Raw genomic sequence first — 25,457 nt, 5'->3', positions numbered from 1 at the left:
TCCTCCCATACAGCCCTCTAAGCTGTTACTGTTTGATTAATTGTCCTCGCCATAGCTTGGCAATGAAATGGATTAACGATTTAAGGCCTAGCCACCAGCCCTGCTTCAAAGCAACAGTGTTTGTCGCTTGATGCTGCTTAACTAAATCGCAGTAACAACGTTCAAACTGCGCGACATTCCTTTCAATTAAAAAACGTTCTTCAACATAAGCCTTCGCTGCATTACCCAATTGCTTTCTCAGGTTAGGTCTAGACACTAATTTTTCAATGGCCTGAGCTAAATGCATAATGTCATTTGGCTCAACTAAGATGCCGGTTTCTCCATCCTGAATAACCTCTGGTATCCCACCAACGCGTGGAGCAATGACCGGGATACCATGTAAGCCTGCTTCAGCGAGAACCAGACCAAAAACCTCTTCTCTAGCACCCGAGATAAAGATATCGATGCCTCCTTGTAGAAGGCTAGGCACATCATCCCGTTCACCCAGTAAAAAGACTGAATCTTGTAATTCAAAGGCTTCTATCTGTTGGCAAAGCTGCTCATGGCACTCTCCACTTCCAGCAATCACGAGTTTGATGTGTGGATACTGCAATCGCGCTTTGCCGATAGCAGATATAATCAAATCCATCCCTTTACGCTCAATTAACGAACCGGTCGAGAACAGCACAATATCGCCTGCATCAAACCCTAATAATTGACGTATATCGATAACTTGTTCAGGGCACAATCGAGCTGAATCGATACCATTACTAATGACTTCCACCCTGTCCTTCCTGACTGAATCATCGAGGAGTTGACGGGCAATAGGTTGGCTAACAGCAATGCTCTTGGTGACCCAATGTAGCCCGAGTGTAAAACGATCTCGCAAAGGGTAACGACAATGTAAGTGAGCAAGCAGTGGTATTTGGCGCTTTCGAGCGACAAAGTTAAGCCATTGACAGGGCCCACCGCTATTGCTGTGAATAATTTTTACATGATGGCGATCCACCAATGTCTCGCCTCTATGTATTAGCTGGCGAAAGCCATTAAAATCAAAAAACGGCTTATGCCAACCCAACAACAAGGTGAACGGTTGACAATAAGTCGTTACACCTAACCTTCTCACTTGCGCAGCCATTATTTGGCTATTACACCAAACAATAGGTTTAAAGGTTTTCTTATTAAGACATTTCAATAAATCTAATAAACAACGCTCGCTGCCTCGAATCCAATCCTCACCGTAATGTACAAATAAGATTGGCACTCTTTTGCTCTCGACCTTTTCCATAACGCCTCCTAAGGCCATTACACAGAACCATATGATGGGCGTTGCTTAGCTGTTTCACGATTTAAGACAATACTGACCCCCACATTATTATTAATTAAGGCTTGGTTATAACTACTCACCACTTGTGGGATCACAACATCATCACTAAAACCTTTTATCACCGCCTTTCTAGCACAGCGAGTGCGGTGGAAGTGTTCGGTTAGTGAACTTGAAAGCCACTTTGAGACACAATTTTTGAGCTGTTTAAAGTTACCAGCAGGAACTAACCACCCACTCTCGTGGTTAATTAAATTGTTTAATCGGCCAACGTCATAAGCACAAACTGGGATCCCATGAGACATCGCTTCCAGTGCAGCCATGGGTAAACCTTCAAATTTTGAAGGCATCACTAACAGCCCGATATCTTGCCAGTGATCATTCATGTCAATTTGATAGCCATGAAAAATTAGGTTTGTTGGTGCACTAAACGCTAGGCTCTCTAACAAAGGACCGTCACCATAAATGTGAAAACTTTGTTGGGAGAAATGTTGAGCCAATCGAATAAAGTCTTGTGGCCCTTTCTCATCACTTAAGCGACCAACGAAAGCTACTTGCTTTCCCGGGTAAGATTGCGGTTTAACAGCAACAAAATTATTTATTACTTTTGCTTCACCTCTAACTTTTTTATTAATTTCATCACTAACAGCAATCACCACATCGGCAATTGACGCACTGCATCGATCAATAAAATCATAAGCAGCTAACTTACCTGAAAGCGCCTCCCCCGCATGATAGGTACATATGGTGGTCTGCATACTGAAATATTTTAGGCATTTCACCGCAATATTTGCCTTGTATCCATGACCATGAACAATCAGTGGTTTCTCAGCAAAGCGAGCACAAAACAAAGAAATAAACCCATTGTTTAATTGACGATACTTTATTCCGTGGCGCTGTAATTGCTGAATAAGCGGATGAAAACCATAATCAGCAAGAAAAACTACCTCAGCTTCTATTCCAAGCTTTAATAACCCCTTAGCTAACTCAAGCACATGAGTTTCAATGCCCCCAAAATGACGACTATCAAGGACTAACCACACTGTTGACGATTTATTTTTCATAATGGCCTCTTAAACTATTTCTTAAGCTGTATGTTGCAACCTCAATGCCATATCAATAAATCTAATATTTTCAAGGTAATGCAGTATAAAACTGAATTCCCTGTAACCTTTTTTTTATTTTGCTTTGCAAAATGCTAAGTCTCGTTGTGATTTACAAATTGTGCAGATTTAAACGTCATATAAAAATATTATTCGCTTAAATATTTTTATATTTTTTTACAGGCAAATGATTTATAACTAGAGGGATAAGAATAATAATTTCAGCGTTTAGCTTAATTAATGGAATGATTTTTTATGACAAAACCCGCTTTGCTTATCCTTGATGATGAAGAAGAAATTTTAAATGCATTACGTCGGGTCTTAAGAATTGACTTTGAACTGCATCTCTTTCTTGATCCTGAAGAAGCTTTAGCTTTTTACGCTGAGCATCCACTCCCTCTGGTCATCTCAGATATGCGAATGCCGACAATGAATGGTGCCACTTTCTTAACCAAGGTAGAAGAGATCAATCCCACCTCCAGACGCTTTTTATTGACGGGGCATGCCGATATAGATGCAACAGTGGATGCCATAAATAATGGTAAAATCACTCATTACTTTTCCAAACCGTGGGACAGTAACGAACTAAAATCAGAGTTAAAGTCATCCTATCAAAATTATGTCAACGAGCTAAAAACAGAGCGTTTGCTTAAAATAAATTTAAACAAAAGTGCTAATTTAAGTTCTCAAAACTCGATATTAGAAAAGAAAATTAATGTTAATCAACAACAGTTGGCCAAAGAATCATCAACAAAAGAACGTTACTTTAGTCGCTTAAAACAAACGTTCTCAACCTTTATTGAGCTCTATGCCGAGTCGATTTTGTTACATACGCAAGACGATACACGCCATAACTTTAGAGTTGCTAATCATGCAAAACTTATTGCTCAGCAGCTCAAGGCAGAGCCATTAGAAGTATTCCAAATTTATATTGCCGCTTTATTATATGAAACGGGAAAAATGGCGTTGCCACAATCCATGCTGCAAACACCATTTGAGGCATTAAACCATCAAGACAAAAAGTCATTTAGACAGTTCTATGGCACAAGTGCCGATATGCTAGGTCATATTAATGAGTTGGCCCCAGTCGTGGAAATCATCAAGCAATTAACAGAGCATTACGATGGTTCCGGTTCACCATCACGTTTACAAACCAATGATATATCTTTGGGTGCGCGCATTATTAGTGCTATCACTTACTTTGATAATTTGATTATCGGTCGACAGTTAGTTGCCAACCAATCAACCCAAGCCGCATTAAACCAATTAAGTAAATTAGCAGGCAGTGTGTTTGACCCGATTATTGTGGCACATTACAAAAAGCTATTACTGCAAATGCCAAACATTGACGGTGAAGAAACAGAATATGCTGTTAATAGCAGAGAAGTAAAATTAGGGGATCGGTTAACCAAAGATATTCAGAACCATAACCACAATACGTTATTAACCAAAGGGACCGAATTAGATCAACAGCATATCGATAAGTTAAAACAGATGGAAAATGATTTTAATCTTTCATTTTTACTCTTTATTAGCCGAGCGGCATAAGAGTGTAAAGTAGCTCTGGTGCCTAACACCAGAGCTTAAGCTTATTAGCGTAATTCTACAGGAACAGCAAAGACAGTATCTTCAATAATACCTGGGTTTTCAACAACCTCACCACCAGTCAATTCAACCAATTTTTCAATCACTTGATTCACTAATATTTCAGGAGCTGATGCACCCGCCGTGACGCCGACAGCATCGACACCATCTAACCAATTCGCATCAATGCCATCAGCATTATCAATTAAATAAGACGTTGTGCTATTCTTTTCAGCCAGTTCACGTAAACGATTTGAGTTAGAACTATTCTTTGAGCCAACGACTAATAACAAGTCAACTTTCTCAGAAATATCCTTCACCGCATCTTGACGATTTTGTGTAGCGTAACAAATATCGTCTTTTCGCGGCCCTTCAATCTCAGGGAACTTAGCACGTAAAGCATCGATAATGTTTTTAGTATCATCAACCGATAGTGTAGTTTGAGTTACGTAGCTTAGTCTACTTTCGTCACTGACTTGTAAGTTAGCAACATCTTCAACGGTTTCAACTAAGTACATTGCACCATCGTCATTTGAGTACTGACCCATAGTGCCAATAACTTCAGGGTGTCCTTTGTGACCAATTAGCACACATTCAGTGGTACGCTTGCTTGAACGAGCCACTTCCATATGAACTTTAGTTACTAGTGGGCAGGTGGCATCAAATACACGTAAATCTCGACGCTTAGCTTCTTGGCGCACTGCTTGAGAGACACCATGTGCACTAAAGATAACCGTTGAGTCATCTGGCACTTGATCAAGTTCATCAACAAACACCGCACCACGCTGACGCAAACCATCAACTACATATTTGTTATGTACTACTTCATGACGAACATAGATTGGCTTATCAAACAAATCTAACGCACGCTCAACGATAGTAATCGCGCGATCAACCCCAGCACAAAAGCCACGAGGATTAGCGCGTAAGATCTTGACTGACATTAAGCATTTACCTCAATGATTTCAACATCAAACGTAATCGTTTGACCCGCAAGCGGGTGATTAAAATCAATAGTCACAGAATCGCCAACGATTTCACGAATCACGCCAGGTAGTTCGGTACCATTTTGCTGTTCAAACGCGATAATAGCACCAACTTCTAGGCTTTCTGCTTCAAAACGGCTACGCTCTAAGTGATAAATATTATCTGGATTCATCTCGCCAAAGGCATCTTTAGCGTATAAGGTGAACTCTTTAGTGTCACCTGCGGCTAACCCCTGAAGCTCAGCTTCAAATGCTGGTGATAGGCTACCATCGCCCATGCGTAATTTAGCCGGTTTGTTATTCACTTTAGTGCTATCAGCAGCTGAGCCGTCTTCTAGCTTCATCGTCACATGAAAAATTATTTCACTTGTCGCGTTAATCATTTTTTACTTTCCTCAGCAGATGATTGGTCATCTTTATTCGTTATCGCATCATAGATGATAAGCATCGCACCGCCACAAATAGCCGCATCGGCAATATTAAATGCAGGCCAATGATAGTTACCGTAGTAGACGTCTAAAAAGTCAATCACGTAACCATAGGCAACACGGTCAATTAAATTGCCTAGTGCACCTGACAAGACCAAGGCATAAGCAATCGATAATAGCTTTTCTGTTTTATGAAGTGCGCGTAACCAATAGGTTAACAAACAACTGATCGTCACAGCAATTGCAGTAAAGAACCAACGCTGCCAGCCACCTGCTTCACTTAAAAAGCTAAATGCCGCCCCTTCATTATGTACATACGTTAAGTTAAACATCGGAATCACAGCAATAGACTCATAAAGACTAAAATTATTAGCCACATAAATCTTGGTTACTTGGTCGATGATTAAACAAATGACCGTTAACCACAGCCAGCGCAAACCGCTTTGCGCTAATTGTGGTTTAGTCATATCATTTTGAGTATCAACAGACTTAAGCATAGTGACGAACTTCACCTTCACCATCAACGTTTGTGATACAACGACCACATAATGTTGGGTGCTCAGCCGATTGACCAACTTCTTCACGGTGATGCCAACAACGCTCACACTTCTCACCAGTAGACGCTTCAACAACCACACTTAAACCATCAACCTCGGTTGCGACTGCCGCTTCTGGTGCTTGACCTGAGACAATGGTAACGTCAGATGTGATAAGCACAAAACGCAGCTCTTCAGCTACTTTATTTAAGTTAGCAGCTAAGGCATCATCGGCATATAAGGTCACGTTAGCTTGTAAGCTACCGCCAATCACTTCATCACGACGGGCTTGCTCCATCACTTTGTTAACTGCATTACGAACGTCTTGTAATTGTAACCAGAACTCAGTGTTCAGTGTTTCATCTTGATTTTGCGCTGTTAACCCTTCATACCACTCACTGGTGAAGACAAACTCTTCGTCATTTGGTAATGACTTCCAAATTTCATCAGCAGTGAAGCTTAATACCGGCGCAATCCAACGAACTAATGCTTGTGCAATATGGTACATCGCTGTTTGACAGCTGCGACGAGGCAGGCCATCGGCCTTAGCAGTGTATTGGCGATCTTTAATGATATCTAAGTAGAAACTACCTAACTCGATAGAACAGAAATGCGTTAGTTTTTGAATAACAACATGGAACTGATACGTATCGTACGCTTCAATGATTTCTTGTTGGATTTGATGAGCACGACCGACGATGTAACGATCAAGTGCCACTAAATCTTCATTAGCAACCATATCTGTCTCAGGCTCAAAACCGTTTAGGTTTGATAATAAGAAACGTGATGTGTTACGAATACGGCGGTAAGAGTCAGCACTGCGATCAAGAATTTCATCAGATACTGACATTTCAGCCGTATAGTTAGCCGATGCAACCCATAGACGTAAAATATCAGCGCCTAAACGATTAACCACTTGCTGTGGTGACATCACATTACCTAATGACTTAGACATTTTCTTGCCTTCGCCATCAACGGTAAAGCCATGTGTTAACACTTGCTTATACGGTGCTTTACCGTTCATCGCCACAGACGTCATTAGTGACGATTGGAACCAACCACGATGCTGATCTGAACCTTCAAGGTATAAATCAGCTGGACCTTGTAGCTCTTCGCGTGCATCAACCACACAAGCGTGAGTAACACCCGAGTCAAACCACACATCTAATGTGTCGGTTACTTTAACGTATTGCTCGCCACCTTCACCTAAGAACTCAGCAGGCTCTAGATCAAACCACGCTTGAATGCCTTCTTTTTCAATTAATAGTGCAACTTGCTCTAATAATTCGCTGGTATTAGGGTGCAGCTCGTTAGTGTCTTTATTAATGAACACTGTTAGCGGTACGCCCCATGTACGTTGGCGTGAAACACACCAGTCTGGACGACCTTCAACCATGTTTTCAATACGCTGCTGACCCCAATCTGGGATCCACTGTGTCTTTTGAATCTCACCCATCGCTTGACTACGCAAGCCATTCTTATCCATGCTGATAAACCATTGTGGCGTTGCACGGAAGATGATTGGCGTTTTGTGTCTCCAACAATGTGGGTAGCTGTGTAGTAACGCATGATGATGAATTAATGCACCGCGCTCTTTTAATACTTCAACGATTGCATCATTGGCTTTAAAGACGTGTTGACCAGCAAACAGCTCAGTACCTTCAAGATACACACCGTTAGCGCCAACTGGGTTAGCGACTTCAATGTTGTATTTTTGACCAACCACGTAATCTTCTTGACCGTGGCCCGGTGCGGTATGAACGATACCCGTACCAGAATCAACAGTTACATGTTCTCCTAAAATCACAGGCACTGTGAAATCATAGAATGGGTGGTTAAACTGCACTAACTCTAATGCACTACCGTCACATTGACCTAGCACGTTAAACTTATCAACACCGTAACGGTCCATGGCGCTGTTCATTAAGTCATGCGCTAAAATTAAACGCTCTTGCTGACCGTCTTTTTCACACTGAATTAATACGTATTCAACTTTCTCATGCATTGATAATGCACGGTTGGCTGGTAATGTCCACGGCGTTGTGGTCCAGATAACAGTTGAAATAGTACCGTTGCCACCCTTCTCAGGCGCAATGCCCATTTTTTCAAGAATTTCAGCTTCGTTAACAGCACTAAAACGTACATCAATTGCAGGTGAACGTTTATCTTCATATTCAACTTCAGCTTCTGCTAAAGATGAACCACAATCTAAACACCAATGAACAGGCTTAGCACCTTGCTGTAAGTGACCATTATCAATAATTTTACCCATTGAACGTACAATGTTTGCTTCGAAATCGAAGTTCATTGTTTGGTATGGGTTTTGCCAGTCGCCTAACACGCCTAAACGGATAAAGTCTTTACGTTGACCATCCACTTGACGCTGCGCGTAGGCACGACACTTCTTACGAAACTCAGCTTCAGAGATCTTATGACCCGGCTTACCGTGTTTCTTCTCAACTTGTAATTCAATCGGCAGACCATGACAATCCCAACCTGGGATGTATGGTGCATCAAAACCAGCAATGGTTTTCGATTTAATAATAATGTCTTTTAAAATCTTGTTTACTGAGTGACCAATATGAATATCGCCATTCGCATACGGAGGGCCATCATGTAATACGAAGCTTTTACGGCCTTTACGTGCCGCACGAATTGCACCGTAAAGATCCGACTTATCCCATGCTTTAAGCATCATCGGTTCACGGTTTGCCAAGTTTGCCTTCATTGAAAATGAAGTTTTTGGCAAGTTTAGGGTCTTTTTGTAATCACTCATTAATAATCACACCATTAAGGTTCAAAATACTATTTACAAAAACCAAAGAAACCTTTGGCTTCGATGACATCTTTTTCAATTTGTTGTTTTAACAAATCAAAAGTTTCAAATTTCTTTTCTGTTCTAATCTTTTTCAATACTCGAGTATCTAAGCACTTACCATAGATATCCCCATGAAAATCAAATAAATGAATTTCAAGTTGAATACGAGTACCTTTCACTGTCGGGCGTTGCCCTATATTAGCAACCCCTTGGTACGTCTCACCATCTAAGCTCACTTCAACGGCAAAAACACCTTGCACCGGTGAAACTTTCCGATCAAGGGCAATATTGGCCGTTGGGAAACCGATAGTACGACCTTTTTTATCACCATGACGCACGCGGCCACTGATAACAAACGGGTGACCAAGCATCGCCTGTGCTTCAGTGACTTTACCCTCAGCTAAACACTGACGAATTAAGGTACTGCTGACACGGGTGCTTGCCACTTTTAAACTTTGCGTACTGACTACTTCAAAACCGAATTTTTTTCCGGCTTGTTGCAGCATTTCAAAATCGCCTTGGCGTTGGTGACCAAAACGAAAATCATCGCCAACAACTAAAAACTTAACCCCAAGCTGCTTCACTAATAGCTGTTCGATAAACGCTTGAGCAGTCATTGCCGAGAATTTTTGATCAAAACGCACGCATAGCAAACGTTCAATATCATAATCTGCTAGTAAGACAAGCTTCTCTCTTAAGCGTGATAACCTCGCTGGCGCTTGTTGAGCGCCCTCTTTTTTACCACTAAATAACTCTTGGGGCTGAGGTTCGAAAGTCATGACAGTACTAGGTAGACCAAGAGACTTTGCACGTTTTTTCAACCCATTAAGCACTTCTTGATGACCTAAATGGACACCGTCAAAGTTACCAATGGTTAATACACAACCACGGTGCTTGGCCGTAATATTATGTATTCCGCGAATTAACTGCATAAATCTAAGGTTCTCTTCCACTTCAAAACTGGCGGATTATATAACATTCACGCCTAAGGCGCAGCTTAAATAATCCATCTCATTGGTATAATATGAACTCACAACGTTAATTCCAAGAGACACGCTTAATTGAGGTATTTTTAAATTGCCTTTTGGTGAAAAGAATAGAGTTGTCGTCAATGATGCTAAAGCGGTGCTGTCTAAATGGCGTTTTTACCTTTTGAACTTCCCCATTACTCAAAGACATCCGATAAAGTGTTGATAGCGCATCACTACCAAAAAAGTAATGCTCATTCATATCTGAAAAAACAAAGGCATCACTTGGAATGGTAATCGCTATTGTGCTACCAGTACCGATATTATGAAGGTTATTGTCGAATAAATAAAAAGTGTCCCCAGCCCCGTTCGAATAAAGACGCTCAGCACCATCATTATTAACTAAAGTTATTTGCCGAGTCATTAAATTAAAAAGCTGTAATTGTTTATTGTCGCCGACAACATTAATAAAATAAATAAGGTGTGGAGCATTCCCCCAGGCGATATCAATAATTTCAAATTCATCTAATTCATCAATTGCATACTCTTGGTTAGCATTTAAATCAATAAGGTAAGGGTCGCCGCCTTGTATAAAAATCAACCTCTCATTATCAGAGGATAACCTTAAGCCACTGATTGGCTGTATGACACTATTTTTAACCGTAGTAATTTGCGTTAGTTGGCCTTTTTCGCTGCGCCAAACTTGACTACTTCCCGTTCTCTTAGAAATGAAATAATGTAATTCTTCGTTACTTTTAGATGTAGCAGGATAATAATCACTACTTTCTGATTCATGAGCATTAGTAAATGTGATATCCGAATGGCTAAAGAGCTTACTTCCCCGTATTAATTGATATTTTTGAGTATCCCTTTGCGATAACAATATCTGATTATCGTACTCAATGGCCATGTAGAATGGTATTAGCCCCTGCGGTAACTTAATTTTTTCAATGACTTTTGTATCAATATTTAGCTTCACTAACTGATCACCCTCAGCAGTTAGTAAGTGTTTACCATCATCAAACCAATTAAGCGAGTAATGCGGTCTAGCCAAAGGCATTTCATGCAATAAACGGTTTTCACGCGTTTCTAGGTTTATTAAATACACTCGCTGTGAAGACTTAACTTGAGACCACAAATAAGCTAAATATTTACCATCAGGTGATAACTGTACCTGCATTGCCCCATAGTGATTTTCACTTGGTGCTAACAGCACATTCTCACGTTCCCTTTTTAGATTATATTGATAGATGGCAGAACCAGAAAAACCAGTATCGACGCGAGTATAATAGAGGTTTTCTGCTTTCTCATCTAAATGAGCATAGCCATACGTTAATGCCTGACACGACTTTATCGTTTTAGGAGGTTGAATATCAGGAAAGGTCGACATATCAAATAGCACATAATCACAGCTACTCCGGTCCTTATTAACCAATAAAGTTAATAGCTTTTGCTGACCTAATTGCCAAGATATTCCTCCAACTTCTAATCCCGGTACACTTAGAGCGACTTCGGCCTGATCACTCAATCGCTTCACAAAAGTCTTAACCACCCCTTGATAAGTATTACTATAGGCAAAAAACTCCCGATCGTAAGAAACTAAAGGATTCCCTTCTCCGCCATGGTTCCAAGTCGCCGATGTGACAGAAAAATCGCGTTCAACTGGTTTAGCGGCTAGCGGGATTGTGGGTAGAGGTTTCTCAGAAACTTTAAACTCACCATCGTTCTCTGCCCAAAAGGGCTTAATTGCTAATATAATCACTACGAAAATTAAAGCCACAATGACCCAACGATGCAAAGCGACCTTCGATTTAACCGATACCTCCTCGACACTCAGTTCAGGAGTAGTTGAGCTCGCATGATTAGTGGTATTGAGACCGCTCGCATTTAGTTGTAATTCATTTTCCGTATGTTTTTTCTCTGCTTCAGCAAGCTTAAGGCTTTCGACAAGTTGTTCTTGTCCATCTTCGCTCATTTCTGAGTTCGAACTAGTTGCCCCAAATTCAGTCGAAAGTTTTTGTTCGCTTTGACTTACCTCTACCGTAAGACTGTAACCTTTGCGGTAATGTGTCTTAATAATATGTGATTTAAATTGAGGGTGACTAAGCTGTTTCCTTAGTTCAGAGATGGCACGGTTAATCGCGTTATCATCGACAAAGGATTGCTGCCAAACCTTTTCGACTAACTCTTGCCTAGGAATAATTCTGCCTTGGTTATCAATGAAAAAGCATAATAATTTAAAACTTAATGGGTCGAGCTCCTTTTCTACTTCCGGAGAAGTAAGTAAACAACGTTGTGATATTAACACCCATGGCCCAAAACTAAAGTTCACGACTTTTCCTTTTCATCGACAAATCGAGGTCAAAAATACCACAACAGCCAGAAAAATAAAACATAACTCTTAGTAATTAAATACTTAAGGGGAAACCTTATCAAATATAACAATTGATATAAGGTTTTCATAAGGTTTCATAACAACCACAAAATAACCTTTAAAATCATAAGCTAAGAAAGATAAAAGCTTACAAATTAATACCTCAGCGTTTCGTAAGCGACTTCGTCAAAATTTCCCTCTAATCTTATCGTCATCAACTGAGACGCAGCAACAACAACGCTGCTTACTCCATAAAATACAAATGCTAAACCGATTAGTTTAAGGGAAATAAAATGAAAAAATCAATCACACATACAATCGCTATCGCATCATTACTATTAGCATCTTCATCATCAGCACTTGCCGCGCCAATAGTCGAGTCAGTGCTATTTAATAATCAACATAAGCTGCAAATTAACCTGACAACAACGATAGAACATCAAATCAATCAACAGCTAAATACAGCCAACAAATTGATGAGTGAAAAAATTGAGCAACGTTTAGCTCGTCAAATTGAACTTTAACAAGCAGCACAATACTTAACGAATATCGACAAGCGACCAAGAGGATATAAGCAATGAAACTAGTTCAATCAATCTCAGCAACAGCATTTTTATTAGCATGTTCTAGCGTAGCGTTTGCAGTTCCACAAGCCAAGATCTCAGCTTTATCTAGCGAAGCATTTGCAGCTCCACAAGCCAAGATTGCGGCTTTGTCTAGCGCAGCATTTGCAGCCCCACAAGCCAAGATTGCAGCTTTGAGTAGCCAACATGAATTACAACATAGTTTAACCGCAATCATTGACCACCGCATCAATCAGCAATTGCAAACAGCGAATGTATTAATGTCGACGAAAATTGAACAGCAACTAGTTCAAATGATTGAACTGTAATCTCATCGTATCACCGATAGCCGTTAAAAAATTTTAAGAGAAAATATTATGAAACCAACTAAATTAATGAAATCAATCTCAGCTGTAGCCGTTTTATTATCAAGTGTTATAGGTACAAACGTCCAGGCTCAAACATCAGTATGGAAAGTCAGTAATAACCAACATGAATTATTCGTCGCCGGAACAGTCCATATTTTGCCTTCATCTCAATTTCCGTTACCGGAAGAGTTTGGACAAGCTTATCAGCAAGCAGATTCAATCGTATTAGAAGCAAAATTGCCTGACCCATCAGACCGAGAGGCGCAGATGGCAATGATTCAAAAGCTTGCCTACCCAACAGGAAAGAAATTAGACCAAGTTATCAGTCCATCAACATATAAAGAACTAGCAAATTACCTCACCGAGTTTGGCGTCAATCTCGATGAATTGAACGGCTTCAAGCCTGGCTTTATCATAAGTATGATGACGGTCATGGCAGCTCAAAAGGAGCAACTTGCTGGTGAAGGAGTTGATGCTTACTTTGATAAGTTAGCAAAACAAGATAACAAGCCGATCGATTACCTTGAAACAACAGAGTTTCAACTTAATATGTTAGCGAATATGGGCCAAGGCTTCGAAGACAAGTTTTTAAAACAAAGTTTAAAAGAAATGGTTGCATTCAAGCCAACGATGGAAAAATTATTTGTTGCTTGGCGCGCCGGAAACATGGGTGCAATAAATGAAGTCATCCTCAAAGATGCAATGGAGCAAGAGCCTAAACACTACAAAGCACTTTTCACCGACCGTAATCACAATTGGATCCCTAAGATCGAAACAATGCTACAAGATGCAGATAAAGAACTAGTCCTTGTCGGTGCAGGCCATTTGGCAGGAAAGGACAGTGTCTTGACTCTATTAAAAGATAAAGGCTATACCGTAACTCAACTATAATAACAGTATTGGGTGATTCACTAGTCACAAAGGGCGCTGTTTAGCGCCCTTTTTGACTATATCAAGTAGCCGCTTATTTAAGCGTCTCACTTTTAAGGTGCTTTACTCTGACACCCATCGCCGCTAATAAGCCAAAATAACTGACCGCAGCAACAGTAATAAGTTTAAACAGTTCCAAAACTTTAATATCAAAACTCATCTCAAGCCATGCTTGATGAGTCGGATTAACATAATACACAGCCGACGCCATTATTAAGGCACTAATAACCGCTTTTATACCAAAAGTGAAGGTTTGCGCTGAAAATTGATACACACCATCTGCTTTTAGCTGTCGGTAAAGCCAAAATGCATTACAGCTCGCTGACAATGCTGTTGCTAAGGCCAAGCCAATGTAGCCAAATTCATAACCCAACGCTGTCGCTAAGATAACATTAAACACCATATTAGCGATCATCGCCTTAATACCTATTTTAACTGGTGTTTTAGTATCTTGACGAGCATAAAAGCCTGGCGCGAGTACTTTAATCAACATAAAACTGACTAAGCCAGTCGCATAAGCCACTAAACTATAGCTCGCCATCAGTACATCATTACCGCTGAATGCTCCGCGCATAAACAACACCGTGATCATCGGTTGTGCAAGTACCATTAGCCCTAACATTGCAGGAAAGCCCATCATCAGGATCATTCGCACAGCCCAATCCATAGTATTTCTAAACTGTTGAGGCGATTGACCGCTATGCTGACGAGATAAGCTAGGCAAAATCACCGTTGCTATTGCAATGCCGAACAAACCCAGCGGAAACTCCAGTAAACGGTCGGAAAAGAATAACCAACTCACCGAACCTGTAGTTAAGAATGTGGCAATAACTGTATCAAATAAAAGGTTAATTTGACTTACTGACACACCAAATAGTGCAGGTATCATTAATGTTCTAATTTTAACCACACCGGGATCTTTCCAGCCCCACTTAGGTTTTACTAGCATGTTTGCTTTATATAAAAATGGCAGTTGAAACAATAATTGAACCAAGCCACCAATAAACCAACCCCAAGCGATACCAACTGCGGGCTCCTCAAAATGCGGAGAAATAAACACCACCGCACTAATAATCGCAAGATTTAAAAATACCGGAGTGAACGAAGATACCGCAAAGCGCCCCATAGCATTAAGAATTGACCCACATAAGCCGACCAACGTAATAAACCATAAATAAGGGAAAGTAATTTTTAACATTAAAGAGGCAAGTTCGTACTTTTCGCCATCTGCGCCACCATTAAGCCACTCTATAAACCAGCCAGTTCCAAAAAGGGCAACCACAAGCGGCGATAAAATAACGCCGAGTATTGCCACCACAGTAACAATGGTCCCTAACGTCCCTGAAACACAGGCAATAAAATAACGAATCTCATCCTTGCTCTTTTGCTCTTGATACTCACTCAAAACAGGGACAAAGGCTTGAGCAAAAGCCCCTTCAGCAAATAAGCGGCGCATAAAGTTAGGTATTTTAGCAACAAACAAATACACATCAGCCGCAGGGCCCGCGCCCAGTACAGCCGCAATAAATGCATCACGTACTAAACCCAAAACTCGTGAGATTAGCGTCATCGCACTAACAATAGCGCCCGAGCGCAATAGTTTCTTACTCAAATTAACTTCCTAATTAAAAGGGATGAAGCATACATCCATGTCGAGATTTTAAAATTGCCATATAATAAATGAATTCAAGCTGATAATGTGACCAAATTTGTCAACTAATTGCGAACAGGCCAACATTTTCGTTTTAATCTGCATTTTATCTGAATAAAGACTAGGACTAGGCAATATTTATTGGTAGAATTCGCCCGTTATCATAACGGTCATTCTTTGTTCTTAGTGATTTTAATTAAATGCTGAGGCCAGATTTGCCAGTAGTGGTAAAAATTGACGTTGTTATGTCTATCTTTTAATAAATCGCGATTGATCTTAGGTTATAAAACGGGCATAATCCCCGACCTTTAAATAGTATCGCACAAGAACAGTTCTAGGAGTTCACCTTGGCTAATATTAAGTCTGCTAAGAAACGCGCAATTCAAGCTGAAAAAAACCGTCAGCATAACGCAAGCCGCCGCTCAATGATGCGCACATACATGAAAAAAGTATCTGCTGCTATCGAAGCTGGTAACAAAGAAGATGCAACTACAGCATTTGCTGAATTACAGCCTATTTTAGATCGTTACGCCACTAAAGGCCTGATCCACAAAAATAAAGCTGCACGTCATAAGTCACGTTTAAACTCGCTTATCAAAGCACTTTAATCAGTACTTATCTTCAGTAGAAAAACCGGCTTTTGCCGGTTTTTTTATGCCTAAAATTCACCCAGTCTAATCTTCTTCACTTTAACTTGTTGAATAAAAAAAAGCAGCCCCCTACAATGTCAGCCTATATTTCCATCGAAGAACAATAATAGGAAGACGATGCTTACTCGATTTATCCAAAAATCATTCATACTGCCAACCGTAATCGCCAGCTCTTTGGCTTTTCCAGCGATGGCGGCGCTTAATCAACAATCTATCACTAATGCAGAACAGTTACGTGAAACCACGCTCAGGGCTCATCTTGGTTATGACATTGTTGAGTCATTAACCGTTGAAGTTGGCCCTCGCCTCGCTGGTACACCCGCTGACGCTAGAGCAGTCGCTTGGGCAGAAGCAAAATTTGCTGAATTGGGTTTTGATAAAATTTATAAGCAGCCTGTTGAAGTTCGCCATTGGGAGCGTGGACACGCTCATGCCAGTGTTTTAAGTCCATACCCTCAGCCCTTAGCGATTACCGCATTAGGTGATAGTGTAGCCACCCCACAAGGCGGCCTAAAAGGTGAGCTAGTTTTCTTTGATTCTGTGCCAGAGTTAAAGAAAGCAGATCCTGCTTTAGTTAAAGGAAAAATCGTTTATATCGATGCTAAAATGCATCGTCACCGTGAAGGTAAAGAATATAGCTTAGCCGTTGCAGGTCGTTCAATCGGCTCGTCCGTTGCAGCAGAAAAAGGCGCTATCGGCTTAATTATTCGTTCAGTGGGCACCGACCAATCTCGCATGCCACATACGGGTAATATGAATTATAAAAAAGGGGTGGAAAAGATCCCTGCAGGTGCAATCTCAACATCAGATGCAATGATGTTAACAGCAATGAAAAAACGTAATAAACCAATTGTTGTGAATATGGAGCTAGGCACACAAACATACGCGCCAAAAGTGTCTTATAACGTTATCGGTGAAATCACCGGAAGTCAGTATCCTGATGAATACATCTTAATTGGTGCACACCTTGATTCTTGGGATGAAGGAACGGGCGCTCTCGATGACGGAGCCGGTGTCGGCATCGTGATGGCTGCGGCTCATGCCATAAAACCATTAAAGCCAAAGCGTACTATTCGTGTCGTGTTATATGCTAACGAAGAGGGTGGCTTAGTCGGTGCCAAAGAATATCGTGACGCGAACGCCAATGAACTGCATAAGATTAAACTCGCTGGTGAGTCAGACTTTGGCGCACGTAGTATTTGGCGCTTTGACACTCAAGTTCACCCTGACAATTTAGACCTTATGGCAAAAATCACTAAAGTGCTTAAACCTCTGAGTATTAACAGCGGTGACAATAAAGCACGAGGCGGCCCAGATGTCTCGGTATTACCAGCCAAAGGCGTACCAGTATTTAGCTTACGCCAAGATGGTACAGACTATTTTGATTATCACCATACGGCAAACGATACATTGGATAAAATTAACCCTGAAGAGCTTCGTCAAAACGTTGCCGCTTGGGCTGTTGTTGCCTACTTAACAGCGCAATCTGAAGAGAAGCTACTACCATTGCCTGCTAAAAAGTAATAAAACCGAAAGCGAAAAAAAAACAAAAACGCCAACAATAATGTTGGCGTTTTTTATTACTATGGGCTTAATAATGCGAGCTGACCTCGTCGGGCTTGCCTGACGACACTAAAGGTAATAATACCGACGTTATCGTCCTTATCAGAGGTTAGTCAAGCACTCGCTTTATATGAGCTTACGGCTCTATTACCAAGTCACTTGGATACGTGCACCTAGTGAAGTTGCATCGTATTCAGCGTATTCGTCACCATCAGAAGAAACAACATTCACCATCGCACGCATATTGTCGTTGATGTAGTAGTTTGCACCCAATGTTAATGAGTCAACTTGCCCACCCATTACACCAGCAGCTTTATCATTTAAATCTAGGCTTGATAGGCGTGCTGCAACTTCCCATAGACCTGCTTTACTAGGCTTAACACGCTTGAATTTACCTTGTTTAGTTTTGTAAGGACGTGACATATCGTCAAATAAGTATGACGCAGAAACGTAGTAGCCATCAAATGAAGAGTCCTTCATGTCCACACTATCAACATCAGCTTGGATGTACTCACCAAGAATAGTGACAGGGCCAAACTTCATTGCAGTTTCTAAACCCACCATGGTGTATGAGTCAGCAGCAATTGAACCCGTATCAACGATACGCTCATTCGCTTGATGTGATTCAGGGCGCGTACGGAATTTAACAGAGGCGCCATCTTCTAGTTGTTTTGATGAAAAAGATAGACCAAATGAAACCAACTCGTCTTTACTAATCACTGGTGCATAATTAAAGCGACCATTAAAGCCAAACTCTTCATCATCTTTATTATCATGTTTACTATTTACATCCGCGCCATAAATACCGTAGTTCAGTGACCAGTTATCGCTCCACTGGCGAACACCCACACCCATTGCACGATTTAAACCAAACGCTTCAATAATCGATGAGCGCTCAATAAAAGTCACATCATTTGATGATGTTTGAGGCTCCATCGCAAACGCTTCAATTTGACTACCAATAATAATTTGCGTGTTATCAAAACCATTATAAGTGATATGAGCATCTTTTACTGATTCACTCGACATGAAGTCATATTGTAATTTATAACCCCACTCTTCAATGTTACCTTTAGCGGCGAAACGAGCTCGGCGAATTTCAGTGCCATTATGAAGATCAATATCATCACTATTAAAGACCACAGCATCCGCTTGAATACGGCCATTAAACTTGAAGCTATATTTACCATCATCAGATTTAATACCGATGCCACCTTTAGTTGAAATATCGGCAGCTACAGCAGTTGAAGAAGCTAAAATAGCAGTAGTGATTAGAGAAACTTTAAACAACGTAGACATATGTATCCTAAAAAATATTAACCGCTAAATACAGCAGCTCTTGAAGTTGGTGCGGATTGTAAGAGTGGAATATTACAGAAGTATTACAATAAAGAATTAAAACTAAGATTTATATTCTCGTTGGTTAGTTTAACGTAACAATAATTTTATAATATTTCCTCTAGGCCAATAACTGCTAATTTATTGTTTAAATTAACAAATACCATATAAGTAACAAAAGGTAGAGCACACATTATTATCAAAGGGCTCACGGACTAGTAAAATACTAACGATTTTAACGGCCCTATCCAACTTTGACCGCTTACTCATTACATAGAGTTACGATAGTATCTTTGCTGATGCTTTTATTGACACAAAAGGCGCTAATCGCGCCTTTCAAACTTTCATCAAGTTACAGTATCTACCGTGATGTATATATTGAAACTGGCGACCATCCACATTAACTTTAAATAAAGATATGGGAACGGCTCTTTACAGCTTCTATTAATACCTTTAGCTAAGATATTAATAGAAGATGCTGCGCCAATACTAAATAGAAAAGCGTTCTAACTTGACCGTCAACTGCGTTGACATGTCCCTTATCGCATTCACAGTCTCTTTATTCTCATCTGAAATAATAACGAGCTGCTCAGTATGTTGAGAAATGCTATTAACCTGCTCTCTCAGTTGTTCACTGACCGTGCCTTGCGAATTCGCTTCTAAAGCAATCTCGTTGGCACTTAGAGTCGTCGACTCAATCAATTTAGCGACCTCTTCTAAACCTGCGACACTTTCATCTGATTTTTGTTTGGTCGCTTCACAGTCAGCCACATTGGTCTTCGCGGTATCAACCACGCCACGGGTGTTTTGCTCAATAACCTCCAGCATACGCGTGATTTCACTCGAACTGTCTTGCGTTCGTTGTGATAACTGCCTCACTTCATCGGCAACGACAGAAAAACCTCGACCATGCTCCCCTGCTCTGGCCGCCTCAATGGCAGCATTTAACGCTAATAAATTTGTTTGATCGCTGATGCTATTGATAACTTGCATAATTGAATCGATTTTTGCCACATTATCAGCCAGCTCATTAATGCGCTCACCCGAGGTCATCACATCTTTCTCGAGTTTACTCAAACTTACACTGGTTTCACTGATTGTTTGTTTAACCGATTTAGACACTTGATTGGCACTGTTACTCTTTTCTGCAGCGCCATTAGCATTTAAAGTGACCTGTTCTGCACTTTGTGTTAACAGTAAAATCTCTTGAGCGATTATTTCAGTTTCTCGTTGTTGCTCACTCACATTAGTATATAACGTCTGCGAACTCGACTCAGCACTGGTTAAATTATCATTGAGTACCGTAACAGAATGTTTAATTTCGCAAATCAGCTCACGTAATGAATTTTGCATGTTTGCTGTAGAATGATAAATACTTCCCTCAGGTCCGCAATCGTTGACGTGGGTGTTTAACTTACCAGAGCTAACACTTTGTACTAATGCTAGCACTTCTGTTGGTTCACCACCGAGAATAGCCATAAGACGTCGTCTAAATAAAATTAAGAAGGCAGTGATCACTAATAAAATAGCAATACTTAGCATCGCCTGAAAGCCAGCCTGCTTCCAAAAACGTTGTTCTGACTCAGCATGGCTAATTCCCGTACCAACAACCCAGCCCCAACGCGGGGTTTGCTGAACAATTGACGTTAAGTCGACCACCTTATTATCGCGACGACTATTCCAGTGATACTCAGTAATTCCATTATTATTTTGTGATAACACCTGTTGTATCAAAGAGCCAACGCTATTGCCTTGTGCATCTTTAAAGTCATGAAATGAAGTTCCATGTAAGTCCGGATCATGAGGTGCGGCAATAAAAATTAATTCTCTATCGGCAACATAAACATACTCAGTCTCGATATATTTATTTTGTTGTAATATTTTCGTTGCAATCTCTTTAGCTTTACTCTCAGCTACCATCCCCGACTCGGCCATCTTCTCTAGCTGAATAATGGTTGAGTAAGTACTTTTAAACAATTGAGTAATACGGGTTTTATTATCCGCTTTCCCCGACTTATCTAATGCAAATAGACCTGCAAGACTAATCGTTAATAACGCAAAAATAATAGTAATAATTAATAAAGAATTTTGTTGGCGTAACGTCATGGTGCCTCCCATACATAAAGCTAGCCTGACAAGATGTCAGACACAGCTGGGCGGAATGACATCGCTGTCATTAGACTAAAGTAGCTAGCACAAATATTCAACACTTTATTTACAAAACATCAAACTACCGTGCAAGGAGTCAGGAGAAGAGTACTGAAGGGTTATTGACTAGCGCATAACGCTAGTCAATGCTAAAAGTGTCATTATTAATCGGCAACACGTCGAGTAAATACCATTTCCTTAGCTGAAGAAAGAGACTCATCGTATTGATAGCCTTCATAATCAAATGCAGTAAGCTGTTCTGGCGTTGTCACTTGTTTATCGATCATGTAGCGAACCATTAAGCCACGTGCCTTTTTGGCATAAAAGCTAATGATTTTATATTGCCCATTTTTGTAATCTTTAAATACTGGGGTAATAATTTGCGCTTTAACGTTTTTAGCTTTTACCGCTTTAAAATATTCTGTTGATGCTAAATTCACTAACACTGCACTGTTGTTTGCATCTAAGGCTTCATTTAGTTTATCGGTAATTAAATTTCCCCAAAACTCATAAAGATTTTTACCGCGAGTGTTATCTAACTTAGTCCCCATCTCTAAACGATAGGCTTGCATTAAATCCAAAGGGCGTAGCAAGCCATATAATCCAGATAGAATCCTTAAGTGCTCTTGGGCGAAAGCCAACTGCTCATCGGTCAATGTTTCTGCATCCAACCCCACATAAACATCACCTTTGAATGAAAAGATAGCTTGCTTAGCATTATCGAGATTAAACGGCGTATGCCATTCACCAAATCGTGCAGCGTTAAGCCCTGCGAGTTTGTCACTAAGCTTCATTAAGGTAGCAATATCGCTTGGAGTTAAGTCTTTACAGCGTTCAATTAAAAGCTGAGCTTGGTCTAGCAATTCACATTGTTGAATAGGTAAGTCACGCGCAGGCGTATCAAAGTCGAGTTTTTTGGCAGGAGAAATAACAGCTAACATTATCAAGGTCTTTTAAGAATGAATAGTCATTCCATTTTACCGATGCCAACGCGAAGGGCAACCGTCAATTTATCCGATTATCTGTGATAGAAATAACGCTTTGGCGGTGAAAATTGCGCTAACACATAAAAATGTAACTAAATTACATTGAGAGGCTACAGATCTCATAAATTCCATGGTATATCTAAAGTAATGCGAAAATAAATTAGATATGGATGTATATAATGGATAAATTAACTCAATTAAAAGCGATGACATCAGTCGTTGCGGACACAGGTGACATTGAAGCGATTAAACTGTATCAGCCAGAAGATGCAACAACTAACCCATCATTAATCCTTAAAGCAGCTCAATTACCACAATACCAATCGTTATTAACACAAGCAGTTAATAAAGCAAAACAAACCAATGGCTCTCAAGAAGAGCAACTTGCATTAGCGAGTGATTATTTAGCAGTAGCAATTGGCTGTGAAATTTTAACAACGATTCCCGGGCGTATTTCAACAGAAGTCGATGCTCGTTTATCATTTAATAAAGAAGCATCTATTGCTAAAGCTAAGCAAATTATTGCCATGTACCAAGAAGCAGGTATTGATAAAAGCCGCATCTTAATTAAATTAGCTTCAACATGGGAAGGCATCTGTGCTGCAAAAGAGCTAGAGCAACAAGGCATCAACTGTAACTTAACGCTATTATTTAGTTTTGCTCAAGCTCAAGCTTGTGCTGAAGCTAATGTTTTCTTAATTTCACCATTTGTTGGACGTATTCTGGACTGGTACAAAGCAAATACAGATAAGAAAGACTACACAAGTGAAGAAGATCCTGGTGTTATCTCAGTATCTGAAATCTATGATTACTATAAAAAACATGACTACAAAACAGTGGTTATGGGTGCTAGCTTTAGAAATACAGGTGAAATACTTGAATTAGCAGGCTGTGATAAACTCACAATCAGCCCTAATCTCCTAGAAGAGTTAGAGCAAAGTGAAGGTGAAGTCATACAAAAACTGAACCCTGAACAAAACATTTTACCTCGTCCAGAACCACTAACAGAACCACAGTTCCGTTGGGCATTCAACCAAGATGCTATGGCCGTAGATAAACTAGCTGAAGGGATTCGTAACTTCGCAATCGACCAAAATAAACTAGAGCATAAGCTACTAGACATTTGGAATAGTTAGTCCTTTTCAACAATAAAGCACCGTACAAAATAAGTACAACTTTAGTATTATTTTTACACTATTTTTGATTTTATCGTTGACCATCTGTGATCGCTTAGGTAATTATAACCCTAGGCAATCACAGAGGATAACAGCATGGATAGGTTAGAATTTTCAACAAGCTTTGACACACCAGCCAAGCGTGGACGCCCGAAAGGAAGTACTAAGAAAAAATGGCGACAAATTGAAGAATTGAAAGAAAGGCACCGTTTAGCAAAAGAGCTATCGGACCTAGATTTAGGCCATGATTATCAAATTGACGAGTTAGACTTCTAATCACCTTTTCCATCTTACTTTACTATTAAAAGCGTCTACCCTGACGCTTTTTTATTGCCTCGAGATTGTTATAATGCCACTTATAACCACTCTATCAAGATAATTTAAAGGTACCCTTTGAGCTTTCCTATTCAACAGATTCACCCTAGTTGGCAGCCATTCTTTGAGCAGCAATACACGCAACCTTACTTTAAAGCACTATGGCAATATCTTGAGTCAGAGCAAAAAAAAGGGGTCACAATATACCCTCCAAAGGCCTTATGGTTTAAGGCTTTTGAACAACCCTTAACTCAAATAAAAGTCACTATTATTGGGCAAGATCCTTATATCAATGCTAACCAAGCAATGGGTTTATCTTTCAGCGTCCCACGTGGAGAAAAAATTCCACCGAGTTTAGTTAACATTTATAAAGAGCTAGCTAGTGATTTAAATGTTAAAAACCCAGGACATGGTGATTTAAGCGACTGGTGTCATCAAGGGGTTTTTTTACTTAATGCGTCATTAACCGTTGAAGCAGGATGTGCAGGCAGCCACCTTAAAAAGGGCTGGCAAAAATTCACCCTTGCGGCCATTGACTATATTAATCGGCATCAAAGTAATACTGTTTTTTTAGCCTGGGGAGCTTTCGCGCACAAATGTTGTGCTGGTGTTGATGACACAAAACATCGAGTAATTAAAACTTCGCACCCAAGCCCACTTGGCGCTTATAAAGTAATGAAAACAGCACCGGCATTTTTGGGCTCAAAGTGCTTTAGCCAAGTTAACACTCATTTATCACAGTTAGGCTTAACAACAATAAATTGGGAGTTAACGCCAATCAATAACTCACTCGATCTTCTTTAGCATTTTATTTAAAAACTTCACCGGAATCGCATAACTAATACCGCTAGGTTTTTCTAAAACGCTTTCTTTGGTTTCTTTGACAAAAACTCGATTAAGTACTCCATACACAACCCCGGTTTTCTTATCGTAAACCGGGCTACCGCTATTTCCTGGATAGGCAGTAGCATCAAGTTGATAGACTAAAAAAGGGCTTTTTAAGCGTTTGATATGGGCAACATCAAGCTCTCCTGAACCTGACACAGGAGTTACTATCGGTGTATGGCTAGAAATGATCCCTTGATGCGTGACCGGATATAGTCCGAGAATAGCCCCAATGGGAAACCCCGTAAAAGCAATATCACTCCCCTCTGGAACCAAAGCATCTCCTGCAAGCTTAAAGGGCCTTAAAGGTTTGCCGTCGATTTTAAGAATAGCCAAGTCATAACCCGCCGATTTTGATAGCAATTGTGCCACTCGATATTCTGGCCGGTTACCACTGCCAATAAAAATAATTAACTCCTCATTAAAATCAAGTTCGGCAGGTATTACATGTTTATTTGTCACAATGTGCAGGCCATCGGTAACGACAAACCCCGTGCCGTATAACTTTGTTTTCGGCCAATCCATTGGGCTTCTAGTCCCGATACCAACAATGGAAGGTTTAATTTGCTTAACCGTTTTGACAAGGTCATTGGCGATAACTTCACCGGGAAGACAACACACACCGCAAAGAAATAGTAGTGTCCAAACTGTTTTTTTCATGCCCACTCCTATTCATGCCTACTTCTAAGTAGTTAGCAGCAATGACCGTTGTCAGTTTGATAAATTAATAACTGGCAACTAAAGTTAATACATACATGATATTAACTATAGTTTGGGATTATCAG

General features: G+C 40.3%; 22 protein-coding genes. 9 read left to right on the top strand and 13 right to left on the bottom strand.

The genetic code is table 11. From position 1 onward, the window contains the following. Positions 1–25 precede the first annotated feature (25 nt). Positions 26–1,267 (bottom strand): glycosyltransferase family 4 protein, encoded by a 1,242-nt coding sequence (locus Q8W26_RS09215; protein WP_305473160.1) that lies wholly within the window; start codon positions 1,265–1,267, stop codon positions 26–28. A gap of 17 nt (positions 1,268–1,284) precedes the next feature. Continuing rightward, positions 1,285–2,367, bottom strand: coding sequence for a glycosyltransferase family 4 protein (locus tag Q8W26_RS09210; protein ID WP_101215826.1), 1,083 nt, complete (start codon positions 2,365–2,367; stop codon positions 1,285–1,287). Positions 2,368–2,661: 294 nt separating this feature from the next. Here Q8W26_RS09210 and Q8W26_RS09205 point away from each other — a divergent pair, with 294 nt between their 5' ends. Then, positions 2,662–3,954, top strand: coding sequence for an HD domain-containing phosphohydrolase (locus tag Q8W26_RS09205; protein ID WP_101215825.1), 1,293 nt, complete (start codon positions 2,662–2,664; stop codon positions 3,952–3,954). A gap of 44 nt (positions 3,955–3,998) precedes the next feature. Here Q8W26_RS09205 and ispH read toward each other — a convergent pair whose 3' ends face one another. The 6 genes from ispH to Q8W26_RS09175 all read right to left on the bottom strand — a co-directional run bounded on the left by ispH (position 3,999) and on the right by Q8W26_RS09175 (position 12,058). Beyond that, positions 3,999–4,934, bottom strand: a complete 936-nt coding sequence (ispH, locus tag Q8W26_RS09200) for a 4-hydroxy-3-methylbut-2-enyl diphosphate reductase (RefSeq protein WP_101215824.1) — start codon at positions 4,932–4,934, stop codon at positions 3,999–4,001. Then, complete coding sequence (gene fkpB / locus Q8W26_RS09195; RefSeq protein ID WP_101215823.1) at positions 4,934–5,359, bottom strand: FKBP-type peptidyl-prolyl cis-trans isomerase; 426 nt, start codon at positions 5,357–5,359, stop codon at positions 4,934–4,936. Before fkpB ends, ispH begins: the two co-directional genes overlap by 1 nt. Beyond that, complete coding sequence (lspA, locus tag Q8W26_RS09190) at positions 5,356–5,901, bottom strand: signal peptidase II (protein ID WP_305473156.1); 546 nt, start codon at positions 5,899–5,901, stop codon at positions 5,356–5,358. The genes fkpB and lspA overlap by 4 nt, the downstream gene beginning before the upstream one ends. Next, positions 5,894–8,716, bottom strand: a complete 2,823-nt coding sequence (gene ileS / locus Q8W26_RS09185; RefSeq protein ID WP_101215822.1) for an isoleucine--tRNA ligase — start codon at positions 8,714–8,716, stop codon at positions 5,894–5,896. Before ileS ends, lspA begins: the two co-directional genes overlap by 8 nt. Positions 8,717–8,745: 29 nt before the next feature. Continuing rightward, a complete protein-coding gene (gene ribF, locus Q8W26_RS09180; RefSeq protein WP_101215821.1) occupies positions 8,746–9,690 on the bottom strand; it encodes a bifunctional riboflavin kinase/FAD synthetase in 945 nt (314 codons plus the stop codon). Between the two features lie 106 nt (positions 9,691–9,796). Next, a complete protein-coding gene (locus Q8W26_RS09175) occupies positions 9,797–12,058 on the bottom strand; it encodes a winged helix-turn-helix domain-containing protein (protein WP_101215820.1) in 2,262 nt (753 codons plus the stop codon). Positions 12,059–12,393: 335 nt separating this feature from the next. On the opposite strand from Q8W26_RS09175, the gene Q8W26_RS09170 reads away from it, so the two are divergent. From Q8W26_RS09170 to Q8W26_RS09160, 3 genes are read left to right on the top strand one after another with little or no spacing between them, the layout of a single operon-like run. Continuing rightward, on the top strand, positions 12,394–12,624 hold the full coding sequence (locus Q8W26_RS09170; protein ID WP_101215819.1) for a hypothetical protein: 231 nt from the start codon (positions 12,394–12,396) through the stop codon (positions 12,622–12,624). Positions 12,625–12,677: 53 nt separating this feature from the next. Then, positions 12,678–12,992 carry a hypothetical protein gene (locus Q8W26_RS09165; protein ID WP_101215818.1) on the top strand — a complete coding sequence of 105 codons (315 nt, stop codon included), beginning with the start codon at positions 12,678–12,680 and terminating at the stop codon, positions 12,990–12,992. A gap of 48 nt (positions 12,993–13,040) precedes the next feature. After that, positions 13,041–13,922 carry a TraB/GumN family protein gene (locus Q8W26_RS09160; protein ID WP_101215817.1) on the top strand — a complete coding sequence of 294 codons (882 nt, stop codon included), beginning with the start codon at positions 13,041–13,043 and terminating at the stop codon, positions 13,920–13,922. Between the two features lie 73 nt (positions 13,923–13,995). Here Q8W26_RS09160 and murJ read toward each other — a convergent pair whose 3' ends face one another. Beyond that, positions 13,996–15,573, bottom strand: a complete 1,578-nt coding sequence (gene murJ / locus Q8W26_RS09155; protein WP_101215816.1) for a murein biosynthesis integral membrane protein MurJ — start codon at positions 15,571–15,573, stop codon at positions 13,996–13,998. A gap of 386 nt (positions 15,574–15,959) precedes the next feature. Between murJ and rpsT the strand changes: the two genes are divergently transcribed. Beyond that, complete coding sequence (gene rpsT / locus Q8W26_RS09150) at positions 15,960–16,220, top strand: 30S ribosomal protein S20 (protein ID WP_101215815.1); 261 nt, start codon at positions 15,960–15,962, stop codon at positions 16,218–16,220. 159 nt (positions 16,221–16,379) lie between these two features. Continuing rightward, positions 16,380–17,786 (top strand): M28 family peptidase, encoded by a 1,407-nt coding sequence (locus Q8W26_RS09145; protein ID WP_101215814.1) that lies wholly within the window; start codon positions 16,380–16,382, stop codon positions 17,784–17,786. A gap of 186 nt (positions 17,787–17,972) precedes the next feature. Here Q8W26_RS09145 and Q8W26_RS09140 read toward each other — a convergent pair whose 3' ends face one another. The 3 genes from Q8W26_RS09140 to yaaA form a co-directional block, all read right to left on the bottom strand. Beyond that, a complete protein-coding gene (locus tag Q8W26_RS09140) occupies positions 17,973–19,124 on the bottom strand; it encodes an OprO/OprP family phosphate-selective porin (protein ID WP_101215813.1) in 1,152 nt (383 codons plus the stop codon). A 528-nt stretch (positions 19,125–19,652) separates the two neighbouring features. Further along, on the bottom strand, positions 19,653–21,269 hold the full coding sequence (locus Q8W26_RS09135) for a methyl-accepting chemotaxis protein (RefSeq protein WP_305473150.1): 1,617 nt from the start codon (positions 21,267–21,269) through the stop codon (positions 19,653–19,655). Positions 21,270–21,475: 206 nt separating this feature from the next. Beyond that, positions 21,476–22,252, bottom strand: a complete 777-nt coding sequence (yaaA, locus tag Q8W26_RS09130) for a peroxide stress protein YaaA (protein ID WP_101215811.1) — start codon at positions 22,250–22,252, stop codon at positions 21,476–21,478. A 221-nt stretch (positions 22,253–22,473) separates the two neighbouring features. Between yaaA and tal the strand changes: the two genes are divergently transcribed. The 3 genes from tal to ung all read left to right on the top strand — a co-directional run bounded on the left by tal (position 22,474) and on the right by ung (position 24,591). Further along, entirely contained in the window at positions 22,474–23,433 is a 960-nt protein-coding gene (tal, locus tag Q8W26_RS09125; RefSeq protein WP_101215864.1) for a transaldolase, read from the top strand. A 135-nt stretch (positions 23,434–23,568) separates the two neighbouring features. Beyond that, entirely contained in the window at positions 23,569–23,748 is a 180-nt protein-coding gene (locus Q8W26_RS09120; RefSeq protein WP_101215810.1) for a DUF3545 family protein, read from the top strand. A gap of 117 nt (positions 23,749–23,865) precedes the next feature. After that, a complete protein-coding gene (gene ung, locus Q8W26_RS09115) occupies positions 23,866–24,591 on the top strand; it encodes a uracil-DNA glycosylase (RefSeq protein ID WP_101215809.1) in 726 nt (241 codons plus the stop codon). Here ung and Q8W26_RS09110 read toward each other — a convergent pair. Next, positions 24,574–25,332: a serine protease gene (locus tag Q8W26_RS09110; protein WP_101215808.1), complete on the bottom strand. Its 759-nt coding sequence runs from the start codon at positions 25,330–25,332 to the stop codon at positions 24,574–24,576. The genes ung and Q8W26_RS09110 overlap by 18 nt on opposite strands. Positions 25,333–25,457: the final 125 nt, after the last annotated feature.

Source organism: Psychrobium sp. 1_MG-2023, assembly GCF_030689115.1.
GTDB lineage: Bacteria > Pseudomonadota > Gammaproteobacteria > Enterobacterales > Psychrobiaceae > Psychrobium.
The sequence above is the reverse complement of the archived record's forward strand: the minus strand, read 5'-3'. Positions and strand labels throughout refer to the sequence as shown.